At 36.7% G+C, this 20268-nt stretch carries 19 protein-coding genes; 3 read left to right on the top strand and 16 right to left on the bottom strand.

The window, feature by feature from the left end; translation table 11 throughout:
- Positions 1-36: 36 nt before the first annotated feature.
- The 7 genes from G466_RS0114125 to G466_RS0114095 all read right to left on the bottom strand — a co-directional run bounded on the left by G466_RS0114125 (position 37) and on the right by G466_RS0114095 (position 6733).
- A complete protein-coding gene (locus G466_RS0114125) occupies positions 37-1113 on the bottom strand; it encodes a HesA/MoeB/ThiF family protein (RefSeq protein ID WP_026814252.1) in 1077 nt (358 codons plus the stop codon).
- A 131-nt stretch (positions 1114-1244) separates the two neighbouring features.
- On the bottom strand, positions 1245-1832 hold the full coding sequence (locus tag G466_RS0114120) for an NTP transferase domain-containing protein (RefSeq protein WP_026814251.1): 588 nt from the start codon (positions 1830-1832) through the stop codon (positions 1245-1247).
- Positions 1833-1853: 21 nt separating this feature from the next.
- Positions 1854-2837, bottom strand: coding sequence for a GTP 3',8-cyclase MoaA (moaA, locus tag G466_RS0114115; protein ID WP_084418855.1), 984 nt, complete (start codon positions 2835-2837; stop codon positions 1854-1856).
- 16 nt (positions 2838-2853) lie between these two features.
- Positions 2854-3108: a MoaD/ThiS family protein gene (locus G466_RS0114110; protein ID WP_026814249.1), complete on the bottom strand. Its 255-nt coding sequence runs from the start codon at positions 3106-3108 to the stop codon at positions 2854-2856.
- Position 3109: 1 nt separating this feature from the next.
- Complete coding sequence (locus tag G466_RS0114105; RefSeq protein WP_034235739.1) at positions 3110-5338, bottom strand: xanthine dehydrogenase family protein molybdopterin-binding subunit; 2229 nt, start codon at positions 5336-5338, stop codon at positions 3110-3112.
- A gap of 88 nt (positions 5339-5426) precedes the next feature.
- Complete coding sequence (locus tag G466_RS0114100) at positions 5427-5888, bottom strand: (2Fe-2S)-binding protein (protein WP_026814247.1); 462 nt, start codon at positions 5886-5888, stop codon at positions 5427-5429.
- Positions 5889-6022: 134 nt separating this feature from the next.
- The gene (locus tag G466_RS0114095; RefSeq protein WP_026814246.1) at positions 6023-6733 is read right to left on the bottom strand and encodes a galactosamine-6-phosphate isomerase; all 711 of its coding nucleotides are present in this window, start codon (positions 6731-6733) and stop codon (positions 6023-6025) included.
- A 284-nt stretch (positions 6734-7017) separates the two neighbouring features.
- Between G466_RS0114095 and G466_RS0114090 the strand changes: the two genes are divergently transcribed.
- Both G466_RS0114090 and G466_RS0114085 read left to right on the top strand, forming a co-directional pair.
- Positions 7018-8127 carry a vWA domain-containing protein gene (locus G466_RS0114090; protein ID WP_026814245.1) on the top strand — a complete coding sequence of 370 codons (1110 nt, stop codon included), beginning with the start codon at positions 7018-7020 and terminating at the stop codon, positions 8125-8127.
- Positions 8128-8282: 155 nt separating this feature from the next.
- Positions 8283-9110 carry an OmpA/MotB family protein gene (locus tag G466_RS0114085; RefSeq protein ID WP_026814244.1) on the top strand — a complete coding sequence of 276 codons (828 nt, stop codon included), beginning with the start codon at positions 8283-8285 and terminating at the stop codon, positions 9108-9110.
- A 275-nt stretch (positions 9111-9385) separates the two neighbouring features.
- Here the strand turns inward: G466_RS0114085 and G466_RS22130 are convergent, their stop codons facing one another.
- The 9 genes from G466_RS22130 to G466_RS0114040 all read right to left on the bottom strand — a co-directional run bounded on the left by G466_RS22130 (position 9386) and on the right by G466_RS0114040 (position 18660).
- On the bottom strand, positions 9386-10150 hold the full coding sequence (locus tag G466_RS22130) for a phosphatidylinositol-specific phospholipase C/glycerophosphodiester phosphodiesterase family protein (protein WP_051315684.1): 765 nt from the start codon (positions 10148-10150) through the stop codon (positions 9386-9388).
- A gap of 85 nt (positions 10151-10235) precedes the next feature.
- Positions 10236-11708 carry a M14 family metallopeptidase gene (locus tag G466_RS0114075; protein WP_034235735.1) on the bottom strand — a complete coding sequence of 491 codons (1473 nt, stop codon included), beginning with the start codon at positions 11706-11708 and terminating at the stop codon, positions 10236-10238.
- A 4-nt stretch (positions 11709-11712) separates the two neighbouring features.
- Complete coding sequence (locus G466_RS0114070; RefSeq protein ID WP_026814242.1) at positions 11713-12375, bottom strand: peptidoglycan recognition protein family protein; 663 nt, start codon at positions 12373-12375, stop codon at positions 11713-11715.
- A 37-nt stretch (positions 12376-12412) separates the two neighbouring features.
- On the bottom strand, positions 12413-12853 hold the full coding sequence (locus G466_RS0114065) for a 3D domain-containing protein (protein ID WP_026814241.1): 441 nt from the start codon (positions 12851-12853) through the stop codon (positions 12413-12415).
- Positions 12854-13137: 284 nt separating this feature from the next.
- A complete protein-coding gene (locus tag G466_RS0114060; RefSeq protein ID WP_026814240.1) occupies positions 13138-13752 on the bottom strand; it encodes a DEAD/DEAH box helicase in 615 nt (204 codons plus the stop codon).
- Between the two features lie 536 nt (positions 13753-14288).
- Positions 14289-15134 carry a 1,4-dihydroxy-2-naphthoyl-CoA synthase gene (locus G466_RS0114055; RefSeq protein ID WP_189356714.1) on the bottom strand — a complete coding sequence of 282 codons (846 nt, stop codon included), beginning with the start codon at positions 15132-15134 and terminating at the stop codon, positions 14289-14291.
- 79 nt (positions 15135-15213) lie between these two features.
- The gene (locus G466_RS0114050; RefSeq protein ID WP_026814238.1) at positions 15214-16455 is read right to left on the bottom strand and encodes a glycosyltransferase; all 1242 of its coding nucleotides are present in this window, start codon (positions 16453-16455) and stop codon (positions 15214-15216) included.
- A 15-nt stretch (positions 16456-16470) separates the two neighbouring features.
- Positions 16471-17982 (bottom strand): DEAD/DEAH box helicase, encoded by a 1512-nt coding sequence (locus tag G466_RS0114045; RefSeq protein ID WP_026814237.1) that lies wholly within the window; start codon positions 17980-17982, stop codon positions 16471-16473.
- A gap of 168 nt (positions 17983-18150) precedes the next feature.
- The gene (locus G466_RS0114040) at positions 18151-18660 is read right to left on the bottom strand and encodes a DUF6155 family protein (protein ID WP_026814236.1); all 510 of its coding nucleotides are present in this window, start codon (positions 18658-18660) and stop codon (positions 18151-18153) included.
- Positions 18661-18871: 211 nt separating this feature from the next.
- On the opposite strand from G466_RS0114040, the gene G466_RS0114035 reads away from it, so the two are divergent.
- Positions 18872-19735: a sigma-70 family RNA polymerase sigma factor gene (locus G466_RS0114035; RefSeq protein ID WP_026814235.1), complete on the top strand. Its 864-nt coding sequence runs from the start codon at positions 18872-18874 to the stop codon at positions 19733-19735.
- Positions 19736-20268: the final 533 nt, after the last annotated feature.

Raw genomic sequence — 20268 nt, 5'->3', positions numbered from 1 at the left:
CAATTTACGGAATCTATGAGATGCCCAATATCCAAATTATTTTTGAAGAATAAGTAGTTTGTTAAGACCTCCCGCTACATTAACAAAAGAAAAACCCTCAAATTTATCTTGCAATATTTTCACCCCTGTGCTACTTCGTTGACCAGATTGACAGATAAGGTAAATGGGTTTATTAATGTCCATATCTAAATTAAATTCCATTAGTTGGTTCAGTGGAATGTTAATTGCCTTAGATTTTGTGCATGGATCATTTTTAAATTCTTCCTCGGTCCTAACATCTATTACTTGTAGGGTGTCTTCTGATTTCCATATTTTTAGAAACTCGCCACTATTTATAGTAGTTATAGGATAGCAATTTTCACTTCCGTAGCTTTCTTTTAATTCCTTTATAATCGTGTTTCCTGGATTTGCACTGAATCGCATAATTTGATACCTATGCAACAAACCATTGAATAATACTAGTTTACCAGACATAACCTCACCTATTTGTGCAACTACTTTAACAGCTTCTAAAGCTTGTAGCGATCCAATAATTCCAGGAATTACACCTAGCACTCCATTCACATTACAGTTAGGGATTTCATTTGCCAAAGGCATGTTGGGAAACAAACATCTATACGTAGGACCTCCCTTATAATTATATACGCTAAGTTGTCCTTCAAAGCCTTGGATAGCTCCAGATACAAAAGGCTTATTTAGGATGACGCAAGCATCATTCACTAAATATCGTGTAGAAAAATTATCTGAACCATCTACAACCAAGTCAAATTGTGAAATAATTTCCAAGGCATTATCCTTATTTAGAAAAGTCTCATACGTTATAAAATGGGTCGCTGAATTTTGGGATTTTAAGTGCGCCACCAGCGTTTTTAGTTTGGAATTACCTAAATCAGCTTCTGTATAAAGTACCTGTCTCTGTAGATTGGTTAGTTCTATGATATCCTGTTCAATTATACCTAGGGTCCCCACTCCCATGGCATTTAGGTAAGACAGCGCCGGAGTTCCAAGTCCGCCTGCCCCAATGACCAAAATACGGGCATCTTTTAATTTCTGTTGGGCCTCGGGACCAAAATCGTTTAAATTGGTCTGCCTTTGATATCTATTGAATTCCATTAATAGCAAAATGTTATTGGGATGTTATGACAATATTTAAAATTGTTAATTTCACATGAGCATCCTGTTAAAGATTTGAGCAGGTATTAGAAAACCACTTTAATTAACTTTAATAAGATACTCTATTCAAGCTAGGATAGTCTTGACAATACCTTTTCGTAATCTTCCTTATAATTGGCATTCAACAATACCTCTTCATTTTCTGGAAAAAGCAGCTGAATGTTTCCATTAATTAGAAATTTACGTGGGCAAGATCCATTTCCTGCCTTTAGATAGGTAATGGAATTTTGTAAACCTTCCGGTTCCCATATAGCACAAAGTGGCTCGGGCAAACCGCTTTCCCTTGTAGCGAAGGCGGTAGCTAGTTTATTAGAATCCCTCCCTTGGATTAACTGATTCAATGTGTGTAGATCCATTAATGGCAGATCACAAGCTAATACCAACCAACTTGCCTTAGGGTCTAGGTGATGGGCGCTTAACAGGCCATTATAGGGTCCTTTATATTCATCCCTATCTACAATTAACTTATACTCTTCAGTGAATTCGGATACCTGTTCTTCCCTAACACTCAAATAGGTAGCATTACAAAGCGGTTTCAGTAAGTTATAGAGGTACTCGCGTTGTGGCATCCCATGATAATCTATTAACCCCTTATCTACACCCATTCTTGTACTTTTTCCTCCGGAAAGTACAAGTCCGTTTATTTTATCAACCTTCATAATATCAATTTTCTAATATCCCTAACCTCCAATAGAGGTCATGGAGTTTTGGAATATTCCAGCGTATTTTTCTTGTTCCTCAAAGCCCGTTTTAGATCTGCTCCCAATGGCCTTAAGAATATGTTCTTTAATTCTCTCCTCTGCATTCTCCCCTCTCATCACGTCCCTTAAATTCATTCTAGGCTTACCATAAAGGCAAGTAATTACGTCTCCAGTTGCCGATATTCTCAATCGATTACAACTCCCACAAAAGGTTCTGGAAAAAGAAGGGATCAGTCCAAATGTGCTTTTATGGCCCTTAATTTGGTAATTGATAGAAGTAGAAGTCTTTGGCGACTCCAGTTTGGTGATATCAGGAAATTCCGTTTCTATATGTGCCAGTATTTTTTTGTAGTCCCATGCAATAGTGTTAAAAGCTTTAGTACCTCCGTTAAAAGGCATTTCTTCCAAAAACCGAACAGATACCGGATAATGCTTCATTAATTTTAAAATCGGAATAATATCCTGAGTATTCTGCCCTTCTAGCGCAATAAAATTAATGCGAACGTTAAAACCTTCTGCAATAAGCTTAGTAAGGTTATTATAGACCGTATCATATTGATCTCTACGGGTAACTTTTTCAAAAGTTTCCTTATCAACCGCATCTAAACTTACGTTGATATTTAGGATACCCAAGGATTTTAATTCTTTTATATAAGGTCCAATCAAAGTGGCATTAGTAGTAATAGAAATATCCTCTAGCCCATCCAATTGGGCCAATTTTCGCAAAAGCACCATTAAATCCTTTCTCACGAAGGGTTCCCCACCCGTAATCCGAATTTTATCAATGCCTTGCTCAACCATAATTTCGCTTAATCTGCATAATTCTGCGATAGTAAAAAGGTGGTTCTTTTGGGCGAAATCAATTCCTTCGGAAGGCATACAATAGTTACAGCGTAAATTACACCGATCCGTAACTGCAAGTCGTAAATAATTGATTTTTCTATTATGATTGTCTATTAACATGTATCCTCATTTTCCATTATCCCCCACTTACTGGTGGAATAAGTGCAATTTCATCAAAATTATCGATAATAGTATCATCATCCGCATAGGAATTATTTACAGCAATCGCCAAAGAGGATAATTTATTTAATTCAGGGTACATTTTACCCAAGTATATTCTAAGTTCTTTTACGGTTTTAGTATTTTTCGCGCCAAATTCACTAGAACTTGGCATAGATAAAGTGGAACTACCTACGATGTCCTTAGTAATTCCAAAAAGTAGTATTGTCATATTATCCTATAATTGATTTTGCCGGAACCTTCATCAGTTCCGTGAATTTTAAAAATGGCTGCGCGGTAAATCTATTACCCGTAGCGGCCTTTAGGGCATTAGCCACTGCTGCTCCCGCAGGCGGTAAGGTAGGTTCTCCTAGACCTGTGGGTGCTACATCACTTTCAACCATATGCGTCTCTACCACAGGCACTTCTCTCATTCTAATTAAACGATAGCTATCATAATTTTGTGAATTGGGTTTACCATCTTTAAATTCTAGATCCCCGTACATAGCATGGCCTACACCATCTATTACACCACCTTCTATCTGGTTTATTGCCCCTAAAGGATTAACCACTATTCCACAATCTACTACGCAGGTTACCTTTTTTACAACAGGAATTCCATTTTCTATTTCAACATCGGCAACCTCTGCAACATGGGAATTATGGCAATAATAGGCAGCAAATCCTTGGTAGATTCCGGCTCCCTTTTTTCCCCATCCCGATTTTTCAACTGCTACCTTGATCACATTTTCTAAACGCTCAGGAGAATATTCGATACGCTCGTCTGTAGTTCCTTTTACTTTTTGCAAAAGATCTATTCGCAATTGAATTGGATCTACTTCCATAGTTTCCGCTAACTCATCAAAAAAACTTTGTTCTGCAAAGGCCAAGAAATTAGTGTAGGGCGCTCTCCAAGCCCCGGTGGTTATATTACTCTTATAATTGGCTACATCTACCTGATAATTAGCTATAGCTCCTGCTGGAAAAAAATTAGGTATTAACCCGTACATATTACCATTGATGGCGGCTTCTTTTAAATGGTAGGCAGTAACTTCACCATCTTTAACAGCTGCTTTAATTCTATATTTTATTGCTGGCCGGTAAGTACCAGCTGTCATATCATCCTCTCTAGAATATATTAATTTTACCGGTTTTTTTATAGCGTTGGAAATTTCAGCTGCCTCATAAACAAAATCGCCATACAAACGTCTTCCAAATCCACCTCCCATACGGGTCATCTCCAAGTGTACCTCCTTAGGATCCCTTCCCAGCATACCTGCAACAGCAGTTGCTGCAAATTCCGGTGTCTGTACGGGTCCTACCAAATGTATTTTCTCACTGGTAACATTGGCGAAATAGTTCATGGGCTCCATACAGTTATGAGGTAAAAAGGGCGACTCATAGGTGCGTTCAAGAATTTGATCTGCCTGAGCAAATGCGTTATTTATGTCTCCGTCTTTCCTTAACGTCTCAAATTTATTACCATCCAATAATCCCAACAGTTGTTTGTCCTGAAATTCGGTGCTTTCTAAGGGGGTTTCTTCCACCCAATTTGCTTTTATCGCATTTTTAGCCTTCATGGCTTCCCAAGTGGTTTTTGCAATAACGACCACCTTATCACTATTTGCCAAAGCTACTGTCCAGTTATTACTTTCACCAGAAGTAAGTGCTCTAGCCTTTTCCCCTATTGTGATCACATCTATAACCCCTGGCATAGCCCTTGCAGCGGTATCATCAAATGATTCTAATTTCTGACCGAAAGCAGGTGGTCTAAGCACTGCTGCATATACCATTCCATCTACCTTATAATCCAGCCCAAAAAGAGGTTTCCCTGTAACTATTTCATCTAGGTCTACATTAGGTGCATCTGTACCAATAATCTTAAAATCCTTGTGACTTTTTAAGGTGACTTTTTCAGGGACATCCAATAAGGCAGCATCCTTGACTACGTCCCCATATCCCAGGGTTTCTCCCTTACTATTGGTGATTATTCCTTCTGATGTGGTACATGTTGATGGATCTACTCCCCATCTAGCAGCAGCGGCATTTAACAACATCTGTCTTGCTGTTGCTCCGGTTTGCCTTAAGGGTTCCCAACCAAGTCGGATCGATTGACTCCCCCCTGCAAGTTGACGTGTGTAATTTTCGGTATCCAATATGCCCTGTTGTACGTGTACGTTTTTCCATGCCACATCCAACTCCTCAGCAATAAGCATAGGCATGGCTGTTTTTACCCCCTGTCCTATTTCTGGATTGGGAGCAAAAATAGTGACTACCCCATTATCCGCAATCTTTATAAACGCATTAAAATCGTTGAAATTTAGTTTAGAAATGTCTATTGGCGGTTTTACTTTAGGTTTACAGGCCGTAAAAAGGTTGAAACCAATTAGCAGTCCGCCCCCAACTAGGGATGAAGTTCTAATAAAATCCCTTCTGTTAAAAGCTATTGAGGATGTTGACATAGTTCTTATATTTTAATCCTTGATAAAAAAGGATTTATGATTTTATGTTAATGATGGAACAAGTATTGATAAATAAAACGCCTAATAGTTATCTGATTTTACTGGCTGCTAGAGCTACCGCTTTATGAATTCTTGTATAGGCGGCACATCTACAAATATTACCGTGCATGGCCGATTTTATTTCTGTTTCGTCAGGATTCGGATTATTATTTAAAAATGCGGTTGCGGTCATTATTTGTCCAGCCTGACAATAGCCACATTGGGGTACATCTAATTCTTTCCAAGCCAACTGTACCGGATGGTCTCCGTTTTCGGACAGTCCTTCTATAGTTGTAATTTCTTTTCCGTCTAAGGATGAAATTGGAAGTGAGCAACTCCTAACGGCATTCCCGCCTATATGAACGGTACATGCACCGCATTGGGCTATTCCGCAACCAAACTTTGTGCCCACTAAATTTAAGTGATCCCTTAACACCCACAGCAATGGAGTGTCGCTTGCTACCTCTATACTCTGGGAAATTCCGTTTACTATTATATTATAAGTTGGCATATTTTTTCTCTGTTAAATTGCATCAATACTTTACAAGTTATAAAATTTAGAAATAAAAGAAACCAATTTAACAGTTTCTTGTGTGTGAGTGAGAGGTTACATTTCCTTATTTAATTCACATAAACACCTTCCCCCTACATGCTGGATTTATCTAAATAACAGTGTACATTGGGATGCAACCATAAAAAAGAGGCTGGCAAGTAGGTAGAGATTTCTTTGTTCATTAATTTTTTAGTGGCCTCATATTTACCCTCACCGCTTAGTAAAAAAATAATTGTTTTTGATTGCAAGATGTGAGCCATACCTAAAGTTAGTCCATAATTTGGCTTGTGCAACATGGTCTTGGTCATACTCCCCATTAAGGAGGTAGGACTAAGTTCTGCAATATGGCAATTAGGAATTAGATGCTTATCTGGTTCATTAAAACCAAGATGGCCATTTTTTCCCATTCCTAATATACAAATATCAATAGGCCCTTTCTCTTGAATTTCATTGTCCATCCTGTTACATTCCTTTTTAGCATCGACCGGACTACTATCAAACGACATAAATCTTTCTTGTGAAATCTTCAGAGGTTCTAAAAGATTAGTTTTTAAGTAGGTTTCGCAAGAATTAGGATCGGAGGCGGAAAGGCCACCCCACTCATCTTGTTTAATAATTGTCAATTCATCAAATAGTTTTGATTCCTTTTCATGGTATTCCACCAAATTCTTATAAAGTCCCATGGGAGAAGCTCCTTTTGTGGGACAAAGAAGTTTCTTAGGTTGCTCCCTAAGATTAGCTATTACTTGGTCACTGGCCATTTGGCTCATTTCATTATAATCTGAACAATAGTGTATTTGCATATCTAGTCAACGGTTTAATGCCCCATAATGTTGCGGCATAATTTCCTTAAATTTAATAGAAACCTACACCACATTATATAGCCTTAGTTATGAACAACTTGCTTTCATTCAACAAAATAGTAATAAATGGAATTGGATTACCTATTGCGCTGAAATAGTCTAGGTAAGCTACAAAAAAATAATGTCAATAAACTCCTTAACAATTATTAACATAGAATTTTTTTTCGATTATAATTTTAAATAGTTTTGACCGTTCTGCTAATTGAACCTAATACATTTTGAAAATGAAATTTTACACAAAAATAGCTGCTATTAGCTTTATTATAGCCTTGTTTGTATCCTGCGGTAACGCGGATGATGATGTTGAATTTGGAGTTAACCCTGGTGGAAGTACCGATATCAGTGGAGATTTAGGTCTTGGTAAGCCTGTGGATAAGTGTTTAAATCTTGAAGGCGGGGATTTAGTACTATCCATCCAAAATCAATTTACTACCTTGCCAGGAAAGGTTTCTGTATTCTTTAGGGTATCGGATAAAGAAGGAAAGCCTGTTTCAGGATTAGAGGCCAATCAGTTTACTATCTACGAACAGGGCAGGAATGATGCTTGCTTCAACAAAATATCTCCATCGGAATCCTCCGCTAGGATTTCTCCCAATGCTCAAATTTTCAATAGTAATACGGTTCTGGTATTGGATTTAAGTAATAGTGTACTGGATTCAAGTTTGGAAGAATTAAAGTCGGCATCCATTAGTTTTGTCAATAACGTGATGCCAGCTACGGATTCCGAAGTTTTTAAAATGGCAATCTATTGGTTTAATGGAGAAGATAAATTACATTCCCTTACCCCATTAACCCATGTAAAACAAAACTTGATCAATTCTATAAACGGTATAAACAAGAATATCAGTAAAGATCCATCCACGGACCTCTATGGAGCCGTAATTAAGTCGACCGATACTGCCGAAAAATTACTTAAAGAAAGTACTACAAATGATAGGATTGGCGCTGCATCTGTAGTGATATTTACCGATGGTACAGACCAAGCTTCGCGTTATACGGAAAGTGCAGCTGTCCAAAAGGTAGATAGGGCTAACAATAACATTTCTTATTTTAGTATTGGATTGGGGAATGAAATAGACCCTAGCATCTTAAAAAAGATAGGTAAGACCCATAGCGTATTTGCTACGGATAAAGCGCAATTGGAAACTACCTTTAATGAAATCTCTAAACGTGTTTCTGAAAGAGCAAATAGCTTCTATCTTTTTGAATATTGCAGTCCAAAACGTGACGGTAGTGGCGAGAACAATTTAGCAATCCAAGTGAAGTATGGTAACCGAGAAGGTGCGGTACAAACAAAATTTAATGCTAAAGGCTTTACTGGCGGATGTGAATAAAAGCAGTGTATTTCGCTGATAACCAACAAACAGAGCATCGACTAATATCGATGCTCTATTTTTTTTGACCAATTTTACTTTAACCTGGACAACTATTTAGGCAAAGTGTACGTATAACTATAATGAAAACTATATGTAAACTTTAATTTAGTAAAATGAAAAAAACAGTCTTAGTAGGTATATTGGGAATGGCAGTACTTTCCTCCTGTGTATCCAAGAAAAAGTATGTAGCATTAGAAAGTGATCTTTCCAATACCAAAAGTGTTTTAATGAAAACACAGGTTGAAAAAGAAGAGCTAGAATCTAAAATGACCAAAATTGAAGCTAGGGTAACAGAATACAACCAAAAAATAAGCTCCCTTCAAGAAATTAACGATTCTCAATTGACCGCTATTGATGATGTTGCAGTTATGAGCAATCATACTAAAACAAAAATGAGAGCTACTTTGGCTAAAGTAGATCCAAGTTTGTTGGCGGAAGCAAAAACAATGGAAGACTCCATAAACCTTGCTATTTCCTACAACCTAAAACAGTCTATTTCCGATGAGGAGGACGATGTAATGGTAAACATTGATAAGACTGTGGTTATGATCAATATTTCAGATAAGTTATTATTTAACTCTGGAAGTTATAGAGTTAGTAATAAGGCGCATTCCATTTTAGGAAAACTAGCAGAAGTAATCAATTCTGAGCCTAGCATGGAAGTTATGGTGGAAGGCCATACCGATTCAAGATCTATTAATACCGCAATGTTCCAAGATAACTGGGATTTAAGTGTAAAAAGAGCAACTTCCGTTGTAAGATTATTACAGAATAAGTACAATGTAGACCCAGCAAACTTAATTGCTGCAGGAAGAAGTAGTTACTTACCTTTAGTGGATAACGATAACAAAGAAAACAGAGCTAAAAACAGACGAACTAGGATAGTTATTATTCCTAATTTGGACAAGTTCTTTGCAATGTTGGACTCTGAGAGTCTTTAATCAGTATAAAAAGAATTTTAAAAAGGGATGGTGTCAATGGCATTATCCCTTTTTTTTTATGCAATAACTTATCGTTTACTTAATAACTCAAGATGCTGATTGCCGAGCTCTTTATTTTACATTACGGGCAACTACGTGCAAATAATTTTACTTCGATAATTTTATACCTTTCCCTTATAACTTACCAACACTGTTTTAGACAGAGTGCGTTTTCTTGGACAAGCTCTAGGAAGTGATTTAACACCCTAAAATTCTGTTCTAGGCTTTATTCTTCGCTAGTCCTTTAAGGAATATATGAAGGAAGACGCCATGGCTGGCTTATCAGTATTAATATAATCCACTCCCAATTCTATAAAGGCTTTCCAGGCGGTTTTGGAATCGGGTGTACCCCAAAACCGAAAGGGCTTTCCAAAACTGTGAGCCTTCTCTACAGTATTCCTTACCTTGTGTAAATCTTCTACTGTTAGTCTACCCTCCCCATTCCAATGCGAAAACTTTTTAAAGTTTAAACTGATCATGGCCACCTTTTCCCAAGCTTCCGCATTTGGCTTACTATCCAAATTTTGGTAATCGAACTTTATAAAGTCGGGATAGTTCGTATAATCTTCTGTTTTAGGCCGGTTTCCAGATATTACAATTGAAATGGCCGGATTTTGAATCAGGTCTGGATATTTTTGCAGCACTGTTATAATTTCAATCAGAGTGCTATACGCCTCCGATTTTATATCCACCAATAACTGTATATCCTGCTGCGCTCCCAATTGCCTTGAAAATGCTTTCTGAAGGGGTTGCAAATAAAGGTTTTCAATGGTGTGCTCCTTTACTATATCAGCTTCGCTATGGGTGGCATATAATACACCTTTCTTTAAATATACATCCACCTCAATAGAATTTAACCCATGGTCATAGGCATCCCAAAAAGGAGCATGTTGAAGGTAATCGTTATGGGAGTGAATCTTATAACTCTTGGTCTCTTGCCCCACTACCGTGTATAAACCTAGGATTAAAAAACAGACAATTATATTTCTAAAATTATTCATCGCTTGCTATTTTCAATTAGTAATATACTAAAATTCAGCTTTTATGGTGAAATATGTACAACAAGGTTACTCAACAATAATTACTCTATCTAAGAATTAGGGCGTTCTTAAATTTCCCGTCCCCTGTACTAAGATTAATCAGAAACCCATTAATGATGGCAAATTCATTTTCACCATCCTTTTCCAAAAGAAAAGTGGGATTGATTCCTACCTGTAGGTCAAATTTAGAAACTTTATAACTGGGTCCTATAATATGTATTGGCCATTCCGAAAACCGCTTTTTTTCAGGGATATTTTCTACTCTTATATAGGTATAGCCCGACTTTAAGATTTCCATTACCTTTAATTGGGACAATTCCTCTATATTCTTTAGTATATTTGGATAAACCTTCCCTGGCTTAATGGTATATTCTTCGGCCTCCAAAACATCATAGCCATAAAAAGTAGAGAGATCTCCTTGATCCGCTACTCTACTACTGTAATAAAAGCTATTCTTGTTTGGGATATCCACTTCATTCCTGTGGATACCGATATCTAACTGATACTGCTTATCCAATAAGTTATAAATAACTCCTTTGAGCTTTAGATCGAATAGCTTCCTATCGTTCTGAGGAATTTCCTCATATTCAGAAATAGAAATATCTTTATAATTCTCTTTGGCAATGGTATAAATAGCGGAAAGGATGGATACATAATTTAATTTTCTAATAAATTGTTTCTCCACGTCGTCTTTATATCCTCCAGATTCTATTAAAATGGCACTTGTCCCCCATTTTTGAATATTGTCTCCAAAAGCTCTTGGTTCAAAATCATCATTGTACCTACCCACCTGTCCAGGAGCGTAATTTTGAATGATACGGTTCATAAAGACAATTACCTTCATTGCATCTCCCCTAACTTCATTAATCTCCTTTTCATAATTAAATGCAGGTGCCAGATATGAAATAGTTGCGGGTTTATTAGTTCTTTCCGCATTGTAATAGGTACTCTGGTCGTGTAGATTAAAGCCAAACTTAGCATCTAAACTATCGCGTACCCTTTTTAGTGTCCTTCCTTCTGGGGATTGCAACATTAAGGCATCGCGGTTAATATCAATTCCTAGTGCATTCCTACGTTTATATACTTGTGCCCCATCAGGATTAAGCATGGGTAAAAAGTGAAGCTTTAAATTCTTAAGTATTTCGTCCTTTTCCTGTTGCAGGTCATCACTGGATAAAAAATGAAGAATATCAAAAATAGCCTGAGTTGCTGTAGGCTCGTCCCCATGCATCTGTGACCATAAGAATACATTTGTAGTACCCGTTCCAATACTTATTAACGAAAGACTTCTTCCCTCAATAGACTCGCCCACTTTATTTACTTGAAATCTTGAGTCCTCCCCTATTTTGGCAATAAGCGGTTGTATATCGTCATGTTTTATTCGTCGTTCAGAAATAGATGGTTCTTGATACTTCTCATAAGTAGAAAAGAGCTTTCCTGTAATATCGTTCTCTTGCCCTGCAACAGAAAACATGGTGAAAAAGTAAAGTATAGTTAATTGATAATATTTTTTATTCATGGTCTTATTTACTTGTGGGTAAGGGTTTAAAATTAAGTGATTTTGTTGCTCTTCTTACTCTTTTTATGAATTTTTCACCTGGATCCGATTTAACTGTACGGTAATCCGCATTCTTTTCTAACCACAGCTCCGTTCCTTCAAAAAGAGTATATTCATAATGCCCTATAACATAGTCGATATTGTATTTAGACTTTAAATAGCGCACCAACCAAATATTGGACCTTAATTGTGCAGGTGTTAATTTTTTGTCCTTGGTGCCTCCTCCTACATTTTCTATTCCTATGGCACTGTGATTAAGTCCTATCACATGTCTGGCCATTACCGTTTCTGGCATCAATCGATAAATTGTTCCATCTTGATCTACTAAAAAATGAGCGGATACATTTAATCCGCTTACAGATGCTATTTCTGGTCTCCAATTGGGTAAGCTTGGATTATTAAAAGCTTGAAAAGATTTTTCTAAGGTGGGAATAACCGTCCAGTGCAAAACGACCATTTTAGGCTCTATAGTAGGTTTCTCTAGTTCCAGACCGTATCTCTCTGATAAATATTCTAAAGTTAGATTTTCTCTTTCCTCATTAAATATAATGGGCATATCTGCAATTTCCCTTTTTACTGCGCAGGAGAAATTTAAAAGGACAGCGAAAAGCAGTGTAACAAATCTCATAAATAAAAATTTATTGGTTGTTGTTAAAACTACAAAATCATTCTACTTTTAGGGAATCTTTTTTCACCCTATAGAATAGGGTTACCTTTTTCCTCCCCCATTTTAAGGCACGGGACTTATCTTTATCCATATAGATATCTATTCTTTTTTTCCACTTAGAATTCATTTTGTCTTTTACCAAATACTGAGTAGTGTCTCCTTTTATTCTAACTACGGTATTATAATCTAGCCCTAAAGGGATTAAATCTTGAGATACTGCAATGATTTTCATTCCTGGTTTTAAGGAATCGCCCCACGCAGTAATATTTGGGTGAATTCTGGAGGTTTGTGAAGGGAAGGAATTATAGGCGGTTGCAGTTACCTGGATAGACTTCCAATAATAACCACTCTCCGTCTCCTTATTTTTGCAGCTAGACAGGGAAACTAATAATACTATTATGAACACATATCTGTAAACGAATGGAAATTTAAGTGTCATTGTAATATTGGTGCTTTTTGTCCTAACCACAATATACTTACTTTTCACCACGGTATAGGTCACTTACACAACATTGATTTTCTCATTAAGGGATATGGGGCTACTTTAGCAGTATAAATAAGAAATAAAGCTTTTCATTTTCATATAGTGTTCTCGTAAAAGAGCCTTATCCCAACCGGATTAGGCTCTTTTTAGTTTATGGGTATTTGGAAAAGTATTTTTCAAAAAATTATTTCTAGATAATATGACAATTAAAATACCCCAAAGAGCTGGGTTATATGATATTATTTATGTTCAATTATCTGGGCATTGGCCATAAACAGCTCTCTCATTCTTTCTATACGTTTATGGGTCTTGGCAGAGAAGATGAGATACTGACAGCGATCTAGGCTCTCCGGAATCCGTGCCAAATCGGAAAACGCTTTTGCGTTTGCTAAAAAATCAGCCTCATCCACTATAAGCATTTTTAATTTTCCCAGATTAATTCCGTTGAGGTAAAAGAGCTTGTTTAATCTTTTTGGGGTGGCAATAACAATATCTGTCCCTGCGAAAATTTCGCTGCGCTGCGTTTCAATATGTAATTCTTCGTATACACTATATATACGTAGATCCATTCTATAGGCAATACGTTTAAACTCCTCCTCTAACTCTAATGCTGCAGCTTTGTCCTTAACAAAAATTAGGGCTCTAGGAGCCTCTTCGAATGCCGAACACTCTAATTTTTGCAGTGTTCCAATTATAATTGCGGCAGTTTTTCCTGCGCCTTCAGGTGCAATTCCGAACAAATTGGCCCCTCCCTTAATTTTTGGGAGTACCTCTTTTTGGAATTTCGTTGGAGAGGTAATTCCTATTCGTTCCAAAGCTTCTTTTAATTGGGGTAGTAGTTTTTTAAATGCCATATTTAATTCGTGTTTTAATGAAATAATATTATTCTCAAGATTCACCACAGTTTTTGGTTCTTTCACCACAATTTATTCTCGAAATGGGTTTAAGAAGCTATTTTAGTAGTGTAAAATAAGAAGGACAAGTTTTCATTTTCATATAGTGTTCTCGGAAAAGAGCCTCGTTAAAACAGATGAGGCTTTTTTTATTATGTTCTATTAGGAACATGCCATATAATGTACTCTATTATATTTCCGAAATTTGGCTTTCTCTATTATAAAAGACGTCTGTTTCCTTTTCACTATATTGTTATTAGTTCCAATTTAACATTCGTAGTACTCAGAACATTTTTTTATCGAATATCATTTTTCTTTAGTTACACCACAGTTTTTGACACGTTCACAACAAATTGTTTTCCCAATGGAATTCCAATGCTACTTTAGCGGTGTAGTTAAGAATAACAAGTTTTCATTTTCATATAGTGTTCTCGGAAAAAAACCTCGTCCTAACAGATGAGGTTTTTTTTATTTTTGAACAACTCGTTACAGGTTTTTTATGGTATCCAATTATTTTTTCCAAAATTGGGCTTTCTTTTTTCTAGAAAGGCATCTCGCCCTTCCTTGGCCTCCTCAGTCATATAAGCTAATCTAGTAGCTTCTCCCGCAAAAACTTGCTGCCCTACCATTCCGTCATCTGTAAGGTTCATAGCAAATTTCAACATTTTTATTGAAGTGGGGGATTTCTCCAAAATCTCCAAGGCCCACTGATAGGCGGTATCCTCTAACTCATTATGCGGAATTACTGCATTGACCATCCCCATTTCTAATGCGTCCTGTGCAGAATAGTTCCTTCCTAAGAAAAATATCTCACGTGCCTTTTTCTGTCCTACCATTTTAGCTAAATATGCAGATCCATATCCTCCATCAAAACTAGTAACATCGGCATCTGTCTGTTTAAAAATAGCATGTTCTTTACTTGCCAAAGTTAAATCGCACACTACGTGCAAACTATGTCCGCCACCAACTGCCCACCCAGGGACCACAGCTATAACTACCTTGGGCATAAAACGGATTAAACGCTGTACTTCCAAAATATTTAAACGGTGCATACCATCTTCCCCCACATACCCTTTGTGTCCCCTAGCCTTTTGATCGCCTCCACTGCAAAAAGAATACACTCCGTCTTTAGTTGAAGGACCTTCGGCAGAAAGTAATACTACGCCTATACTCGTATCTTCTTGTGCATCGTAAAAAGCTTGGTAGAGTTCACTGGTAGTCTTGGGCCTAAATGCATTGCGAACATCTGGCCTATTGAACGCTATCCTAGCTACTCCCCCACATTTTTTATAAGTAATATCCTCAAATTCTTTTGCAACTTTCCAGTCGATTTTATTTTGCATGATAAAATTGTATTAATGGTCTCAAAGATAATATTCTTTCACAAACACTGTAATTAGATGCAAGATGCTTGTTGTCTATTTAATCATTTTTATTCTTTTCCGCTATCCATTTAGATAGGTATTTGGTACTTGCAAAGCTATGGTGCAGTAACATGGAGCCTACAAAATTTTGTTCTCTATGTTTTTTTAAACTTTGGTGAATTTCCCTTATTTTCAATAAAAATCGTTCCTGGAGTGCTTCTTTATCATAAATTGAGTTGATAATAGATACTCCGTTTTCTCGTGCTTTCTCCCATTCCGACTCATTTTCATAAAGGGCAATGGCTACATTGGCAAATGTTTGTAGGTCATTAGCAATACCCCCATTCCAAGGCATTGCATTGCAGATACCTTCAGCGCCAATATCAGTAGTAATACTCGGAGTGCCGCAAAGCATCCCCTCTAATAATTTCCCTTTAATTCCCGCTCCAAAGCTAATGGGCGCTAAGTTTAATCTAGACCGGGAGATCACCTCACTACTATCGATGGCGTGACCCATAATGTAAAATCCCTCCTTTGGATTGTGCAATTGCGTAACACTGTTGGGTAAATAAGCTCCATAAATACGTAAATTACACTTAGGAAGTTTCTTATATATTAAAGGCCATATTTCTTTTTTAAGTTTTTTAACGGCATCTATATTTGGAGCATGCTTTCCATTACCCACACATACAAAATCTGACTTTTCATCAAAACTTAGCCAGGTTTTACGTTCATTGGAATCTATAGCCTTGTACATCATGGGTAAATGAAGTAAAATATCATTATTAATTTTCAGCGTTTTTTCTAGGAGCTCCATTTCAAACAATGAAATAATAAGGCTAAGATCTGAGCGATAAATACTGGCTATTTCCCTTTTGGTGATATCCATTTCCAACCAACCCTCAATGGTAAAGGGTTGATTCCGTTTATATGCCTCCTGCCTAGCGGTCCTTAACGAATGAAGATCCTCCGTATCTAAAATCCGAAGAGCGTTTGGCAGCTGTTCGGCCACTTTCCAACCAAACTGCTCCTCGGTCAAAAATCGATCAAAAAGTACCACCGTTGGATCCAGTTCTTTTATAAAAACATCAAAACTAGAATGGTTCAGCTGAATCGTACTTTTACGCACTCCCAACTGCTCTAAATTATACGAGTACTCACTTTCCACTGCCGTACTAGCGAAAGTAACCTTGTACCCTCGTTCCAAAAAGAAGTGTATTAATTGTAACATCCTACCACCGGCAGCGGTAGTATTTGGTTCTGGCCAAATATAGCCAATAATCAATAATTTCTTTTTCATATCCCCTTTAATAATCTACGTTATTTGGGCGAATTTTTGAGAAATACGGGAGCGAAGTTTACGTTCATAGTCTTCCTCTAACCACTCTTTATAATTTTTTGTATTGTTCATTATACAATAGGAATATTGCCGAACTCTATAGGCAATTTCATCTTTTAGTTGCTTGGCAAGAATACGGGCATCAAAGACATCCTCACTATTCTCTACACAGATGGTGGCATGTTGCTCGATACTCATTTCTAATACGGCCTTAGATCTTTTCCCTTGTGCAAAGACGCGTTTATACTCTGCCTTAACATCAAACTCTATTTCCTTGGATTTGCTAAACAGCTTTTTAATTTCTGGAGGCATCTCATATACAAACTCGCGCTCTATATCTTCATCATTTTTAATGTTTTCCAAATAGAAGTCTGGAAAATGAAATATTTCCTGCCAGTCTATTGGGGCGTTCCACAAACCAAATCTAGCCACATTATTCCCCATATCTATAACGGTAAACTGGTCTTTGTGTGGGAGTACCCTTGAACCTCTACCAATCATCTGGAAATATAGGGTGAGCGATTTTGTTGCTCTGTTCAATATAATGGTCTCAACGGTAGGTTCGTCAAAACCAGTGGTTAATATACTTACTGAGGTGAGTATCGCATCTGGGGTCTTGGAAAACCATTGAAGAATCTCCTTTCTTTCCGATGCACTGTTCTTATTGTCTAGATGACGAATGTTATAGCCCGCTTTTTTAAAGGTTTCATATACATATTTAGAGGTGCTTATCCCGTTATTAAATATTAGCGTCTTGGTACCCTTTGCAATTTCTTGATAGGCATTTACTAATTTAGAAAGCATTGTCTGGTTCCCATAGAGCTCATCTGAAGATTTTACCGTATAATCCCCATTGATCCCTAATTTTAAGCTTTTAAGGCTAACATCATAATTATACATGTTGGCATTGGCCAAGAATTGTTTTTCAATTAAAGATGATATAGACTCCCCTACTATTAATTTCTGATAGTGGTCCTTCATGGGAAGCTTAATATTAGAGCTTAGAGGGGTTGCGGTTACACCAAGGATAATTGAATTTTTAAAATACTTGAATAATTTTCTAAACGAATTATAATGGGCCTCGTCTATAATCACCAAGCCAATATCGTCAATTTTAACCTTTTCGTCCTGTAGCCTGTTATTCAATGTTTCTACCATTGCCACAAAACACATATACTGATTTTGATCCTGAAGTTCCTTTACTTCGCTATTGATAATTTTATTCTTTACCCCAAACCCTTTCAACATTTTTGAGGTCTGATTGCTCAATTCAATTCTGTGGGTAAGTACTACGACTTTTTTATTGTTTTTTTGGATATATCTTCTTGCGATTTCAGAAAAAACAACAGTTTTACCCCCTCCCGTAGGTAACTGGTATAAGAGGTTGAAATCTTTTGGAGAATTATCTAAACATTCAAAAATTTTTTGAAGATCTTCTTCCTGATAATCATAAAGTGTTTTATCTATACTTTTTTTGGTATACTCCAAGCTAACGTGTAGTTTTAAAATTCAAAACAATCAAACCTTACAAAATTAGGGATTTTTTGAGGTTGTATGAAATAATTAAAGCAAAACATATCAATCAGTTCAATACAGGCTAGGAAAACTTTAAAATTGAAATCTAAGGAGCTATCCTTAACACAAGTTAAATGATTTTTAATCTAGGATATCCAGACTTTTGGAGAAATCTTCTTGAAAAGGCCAATCATTTTCCGTGGTAAAAAGATAGCATTTTACAATCCTCTCTTTATATTCTGACAATAGGCCGTTAACTGAAATATACTGCACCATTTCACTAAACGATTTCTCCATACTTTTATAAAAAGCGGTAGCTAGATTATTTTGCATGGAATAAGTCTGTGCTACTTCCAAATTGTACAGCATAAGATCTGCCGTAATATGTGGATCTACACCTAAGGTAATAAAATGTTTGATGAATTTATGAGCTATAGATCTCCTTGCTTTCGCACGTTTCCTCTTTTGGGGAAAATATTCGTTGGATATTTTTATTTTTGCCTCTTGTAGTAGTTTCTCTTCTTTAGGATTAAAAACAAAATCGTAGTATTCCTTAACAATTGGAAATCTAGTATACAAATCCATCACTTGCATTTCCAACTCTTTCTTCTTTAACTCGGACAAATACTTTGTCAATGCTCTTTTGCTCATTAATCACAAATTGGTTCCGTGCAAAATAAGAGAATCTTTTTGGGATTAAAAACCGCACAAGAAATGAAATTAGTAAATAAAATGCTGATAAGGGTCATCATTATCATAATGTTTTCACAATTAAGCCTATCTAACACGTAAACCTTTGGAAAAGACGGAATAATAACGTATACTGAGAGATTAACAGCTTAATTTTTTAAGACAGATATATATGAGGCAACTAAAGATTATCAAGCAGGTTACGAATAGGGAATCAAAATCATTGGATAAGTACCTGCAAGATATCAGTAAGATTGATTTGATTACGGCCGATGAAGAGGTGGAATTGGCTCAGAAAATCAGGGATGGGGATCAATTGGCATTGGAAAAGCTAACTACAGCAAACCTTAGGTTTGTAGTTTCCGTAGCTAAACAGTACCAAAATCAAGGGTTAACCCTTCCAGATTTAATTAACGAGGGCAACTTAGGATTGGTAAAGGCTGCCAAACGCTTTGATGAAACTCGTGGATTTAAGTTTATCTCCTATGCAGTGTGGTGGATCAGACAGGCTATTCTTCAAGCTTTGGCCGAGCAGTCAAGGGTGGTTCGACTTCCTTTGAATAAAATTGGCTCAATCAACAAAATTAAAAGGACTTTTTCCTATTTGGAACAAGCGCATGAACGTCCGCCTTCGGCAGAGGAAATTGCAAAGGAATTAGACCTATCCATTGCAGAAGTAGAACAGTCCATGAAAATTTCTGGGAGACATGTTTCTATGGATGCCCCATTAAAAGAAGGTGAAACCTCTAACCTTTATGATGTATTGCGTTCTGGAGAATCACCAAGACCAGATAAAACGTTATTGCTCCAATCCCTAAACACAGAAATTAACAGGGCATTGGATACGCTATCACCGAGGGAAGCTGACGTAATTAAATTATATTATGGAATAGGCGATCAACAGTCCATGACCCTGGCGGAAATAGGACTTACGTTTGATCTAACCAGAGAAAGAGTAAGGCAGATTAGAGAAAAGGCGATAAGAAAACTACGCCATAATTCAAGGAACAAAATGCTAAAAACATATTTAGGATAGCGTTCTTAATTAAAGATAAGACTATCTAAAGAAGATAACTTACTGGTCTAATTGAGGATCTTTATTATACCATTGAAGCGTTGTTCTTCAAACGGATTCCCCCTCAAAGTACTATAAGAATGAATCTTTCTTAGATAGTCTTTCTTATTTCCTCATTTTAGGAAATAGTTAATTTATTGATGTTGAAATCGGACAAAATCTGGTTTAAATCATCAATAAAATGCAAGTAGGCAGCACTGTCAAAATGTCGATTTGGCATAATAATAGGGTTTTGATTAAAATTGGCGCTAGACTACATATAGTCTAACTCTACCAATTCGTTTAAAGGGATATTCGGGAGTAGGCCGATTTTCACTAAAAACTGGACAGAACGAATCCTGGAACATCGATGTTTCCGGGATTTTTTTTATGGTTTATTTTCGAAGTGGATTTTCGTCCGGTTTAAGAGGGCTTTTTGGTCGTTTTAGTGAGGTTCTGGCATACCTTTCCCATCGAAGTTTCGGATCGCTAGTCCCTATGCCGCTTTTTCCAGC

This window comes from Arenibacter certesii DSM 19833, assembly GCF_000429545.1.
Classification (GTDB): Bacteria; Bacteroidota; Bacteroidia; order Flavobacteriales; family Flavobacteriaceae; genus Arenibacter; species Arenibacter certesii.
The sequence above is the reverse complement of the archived record's forward strand: the minus strand, read 5'-3'. Positions and strand labels throughout refer to the sequence as shown.

Coding starts and splice junctions, on each gene's coding strand:
- G466_RS0114060 (WP_026814240.1), bottom strand. CDS start 13,752: ATGGCATTTAAAAAACTACTACCCCAATTAAAAGAAGCTTTGGAACGA.
- G466_RS0114075 (WP_034235735.1), bottom strand. CDS start 11,708: ATGAATAAAAAATATTATCAATTAACTATACTTTACTTTTTCACCATG.
- G466_RS0114065 (WP_026814241.1), bottom strand. CDS start 12,853: ATGACACTTAAATTTCCATTCGTTTACAGATATGTGTTCATAATAGTA.
- G466_RS0114105 (WP_034235739.1), bottom strand. CDS start 5,338: ATGTCAACATCCTCAATAGCTTTTAACAGAAGGGATTTTATTAGAACT.
- G466_RS0114095 (WP_026814246.1), bottom strand. CDS start 6,733: ATGCAAATACACTATTGTTCAGATTATAATGAAATGAGCCAAATGGCC.
- G466_RS0114085 (WP_026814244.1), top strand. CDS start 8,283: ATGAAAAAAACAGTCTTAGTAGGTATATTGGGAATGGCAGTACTTTCC.
- G466_RS0114070 (WP_026814242.1), bottom strand. CDS start 12,375: ATGAGATTTGTTACACTGCTTTTCGCTGTCCTTTTAAATTTCTCCTGC.
- moaA (WP_084418855.1), bottom strand. CDS start 2,837: ATGTTAATAGACAATCATAATAGAAAAATCAATTATTTACGACTTGCA.
- G466_RS0114120 (WP_026814251.1), bottom strand. CDS start 1,832: ATGAAGGTTGATAAAATAAACGGACTTGTACTTTCCGGAGGAAAAAGT.
- G466_RS0114100 (WP_026814247.1), bottom strand. CDS start 5,888: ATGCCAACTTATAATATAATAGTAAACGGAATTTCCCAGAGTATAGAG.
- G466_RS0114125 (WP_026814252.1), bottom strand. CDS start 1,113: ATGGAATTCAATAGATATCAAAGGCAGACCAATTTAAACGATTTTGGT.
- G466_RS0114110 (WP_026814249.1), bottom strand. CDS start 3,108: ATGACAATACTACTTTTTGGAATTACTAAGGACATCGTAGGTAGTTCC.
- G466_RS22130 (WP_051315684.1), bottom strand. CDS start 10,150: ATGAATAATTTTAGAAATATAATTGTCTGTTTTTTAATCCTAGGTTTA.
- G466_RS0114040 (WP_026814236.1), bottom strand. CDS start 18,660: ATGAGCAAAAGAGCATTGACAAAGTATTTGTCCGAGTTAAAGAAGAAA.
- G466_RS0114035 (WP_026814235.1), top strand. CDS start 18,872: ATGAGGCAACTAAAGATTATCAAGCAGGTTACGAATAGGGAATCAAAA.
- G466_RS0114055 (WP_189356714.1), bottom strand. CDS start 15,134: ATGCAAAATAAAATCGACTGGAAAGTTGCAAAAGAATTTGAGGATATT.
- G466_RS0114090 (WP_026814245.1), top strand. CDS start 7,018: ATGAAATTTTACACAAAAATAGCTGCTATTAGCTTTATTATAGCCTTG.
- G466_RS0114050 (WP_026814238.1), bottom strand. CDS start 16,455: ATGAAAAAGAAATTATTGATTATTGGCTATATTTGGCCAGAACCAAAT.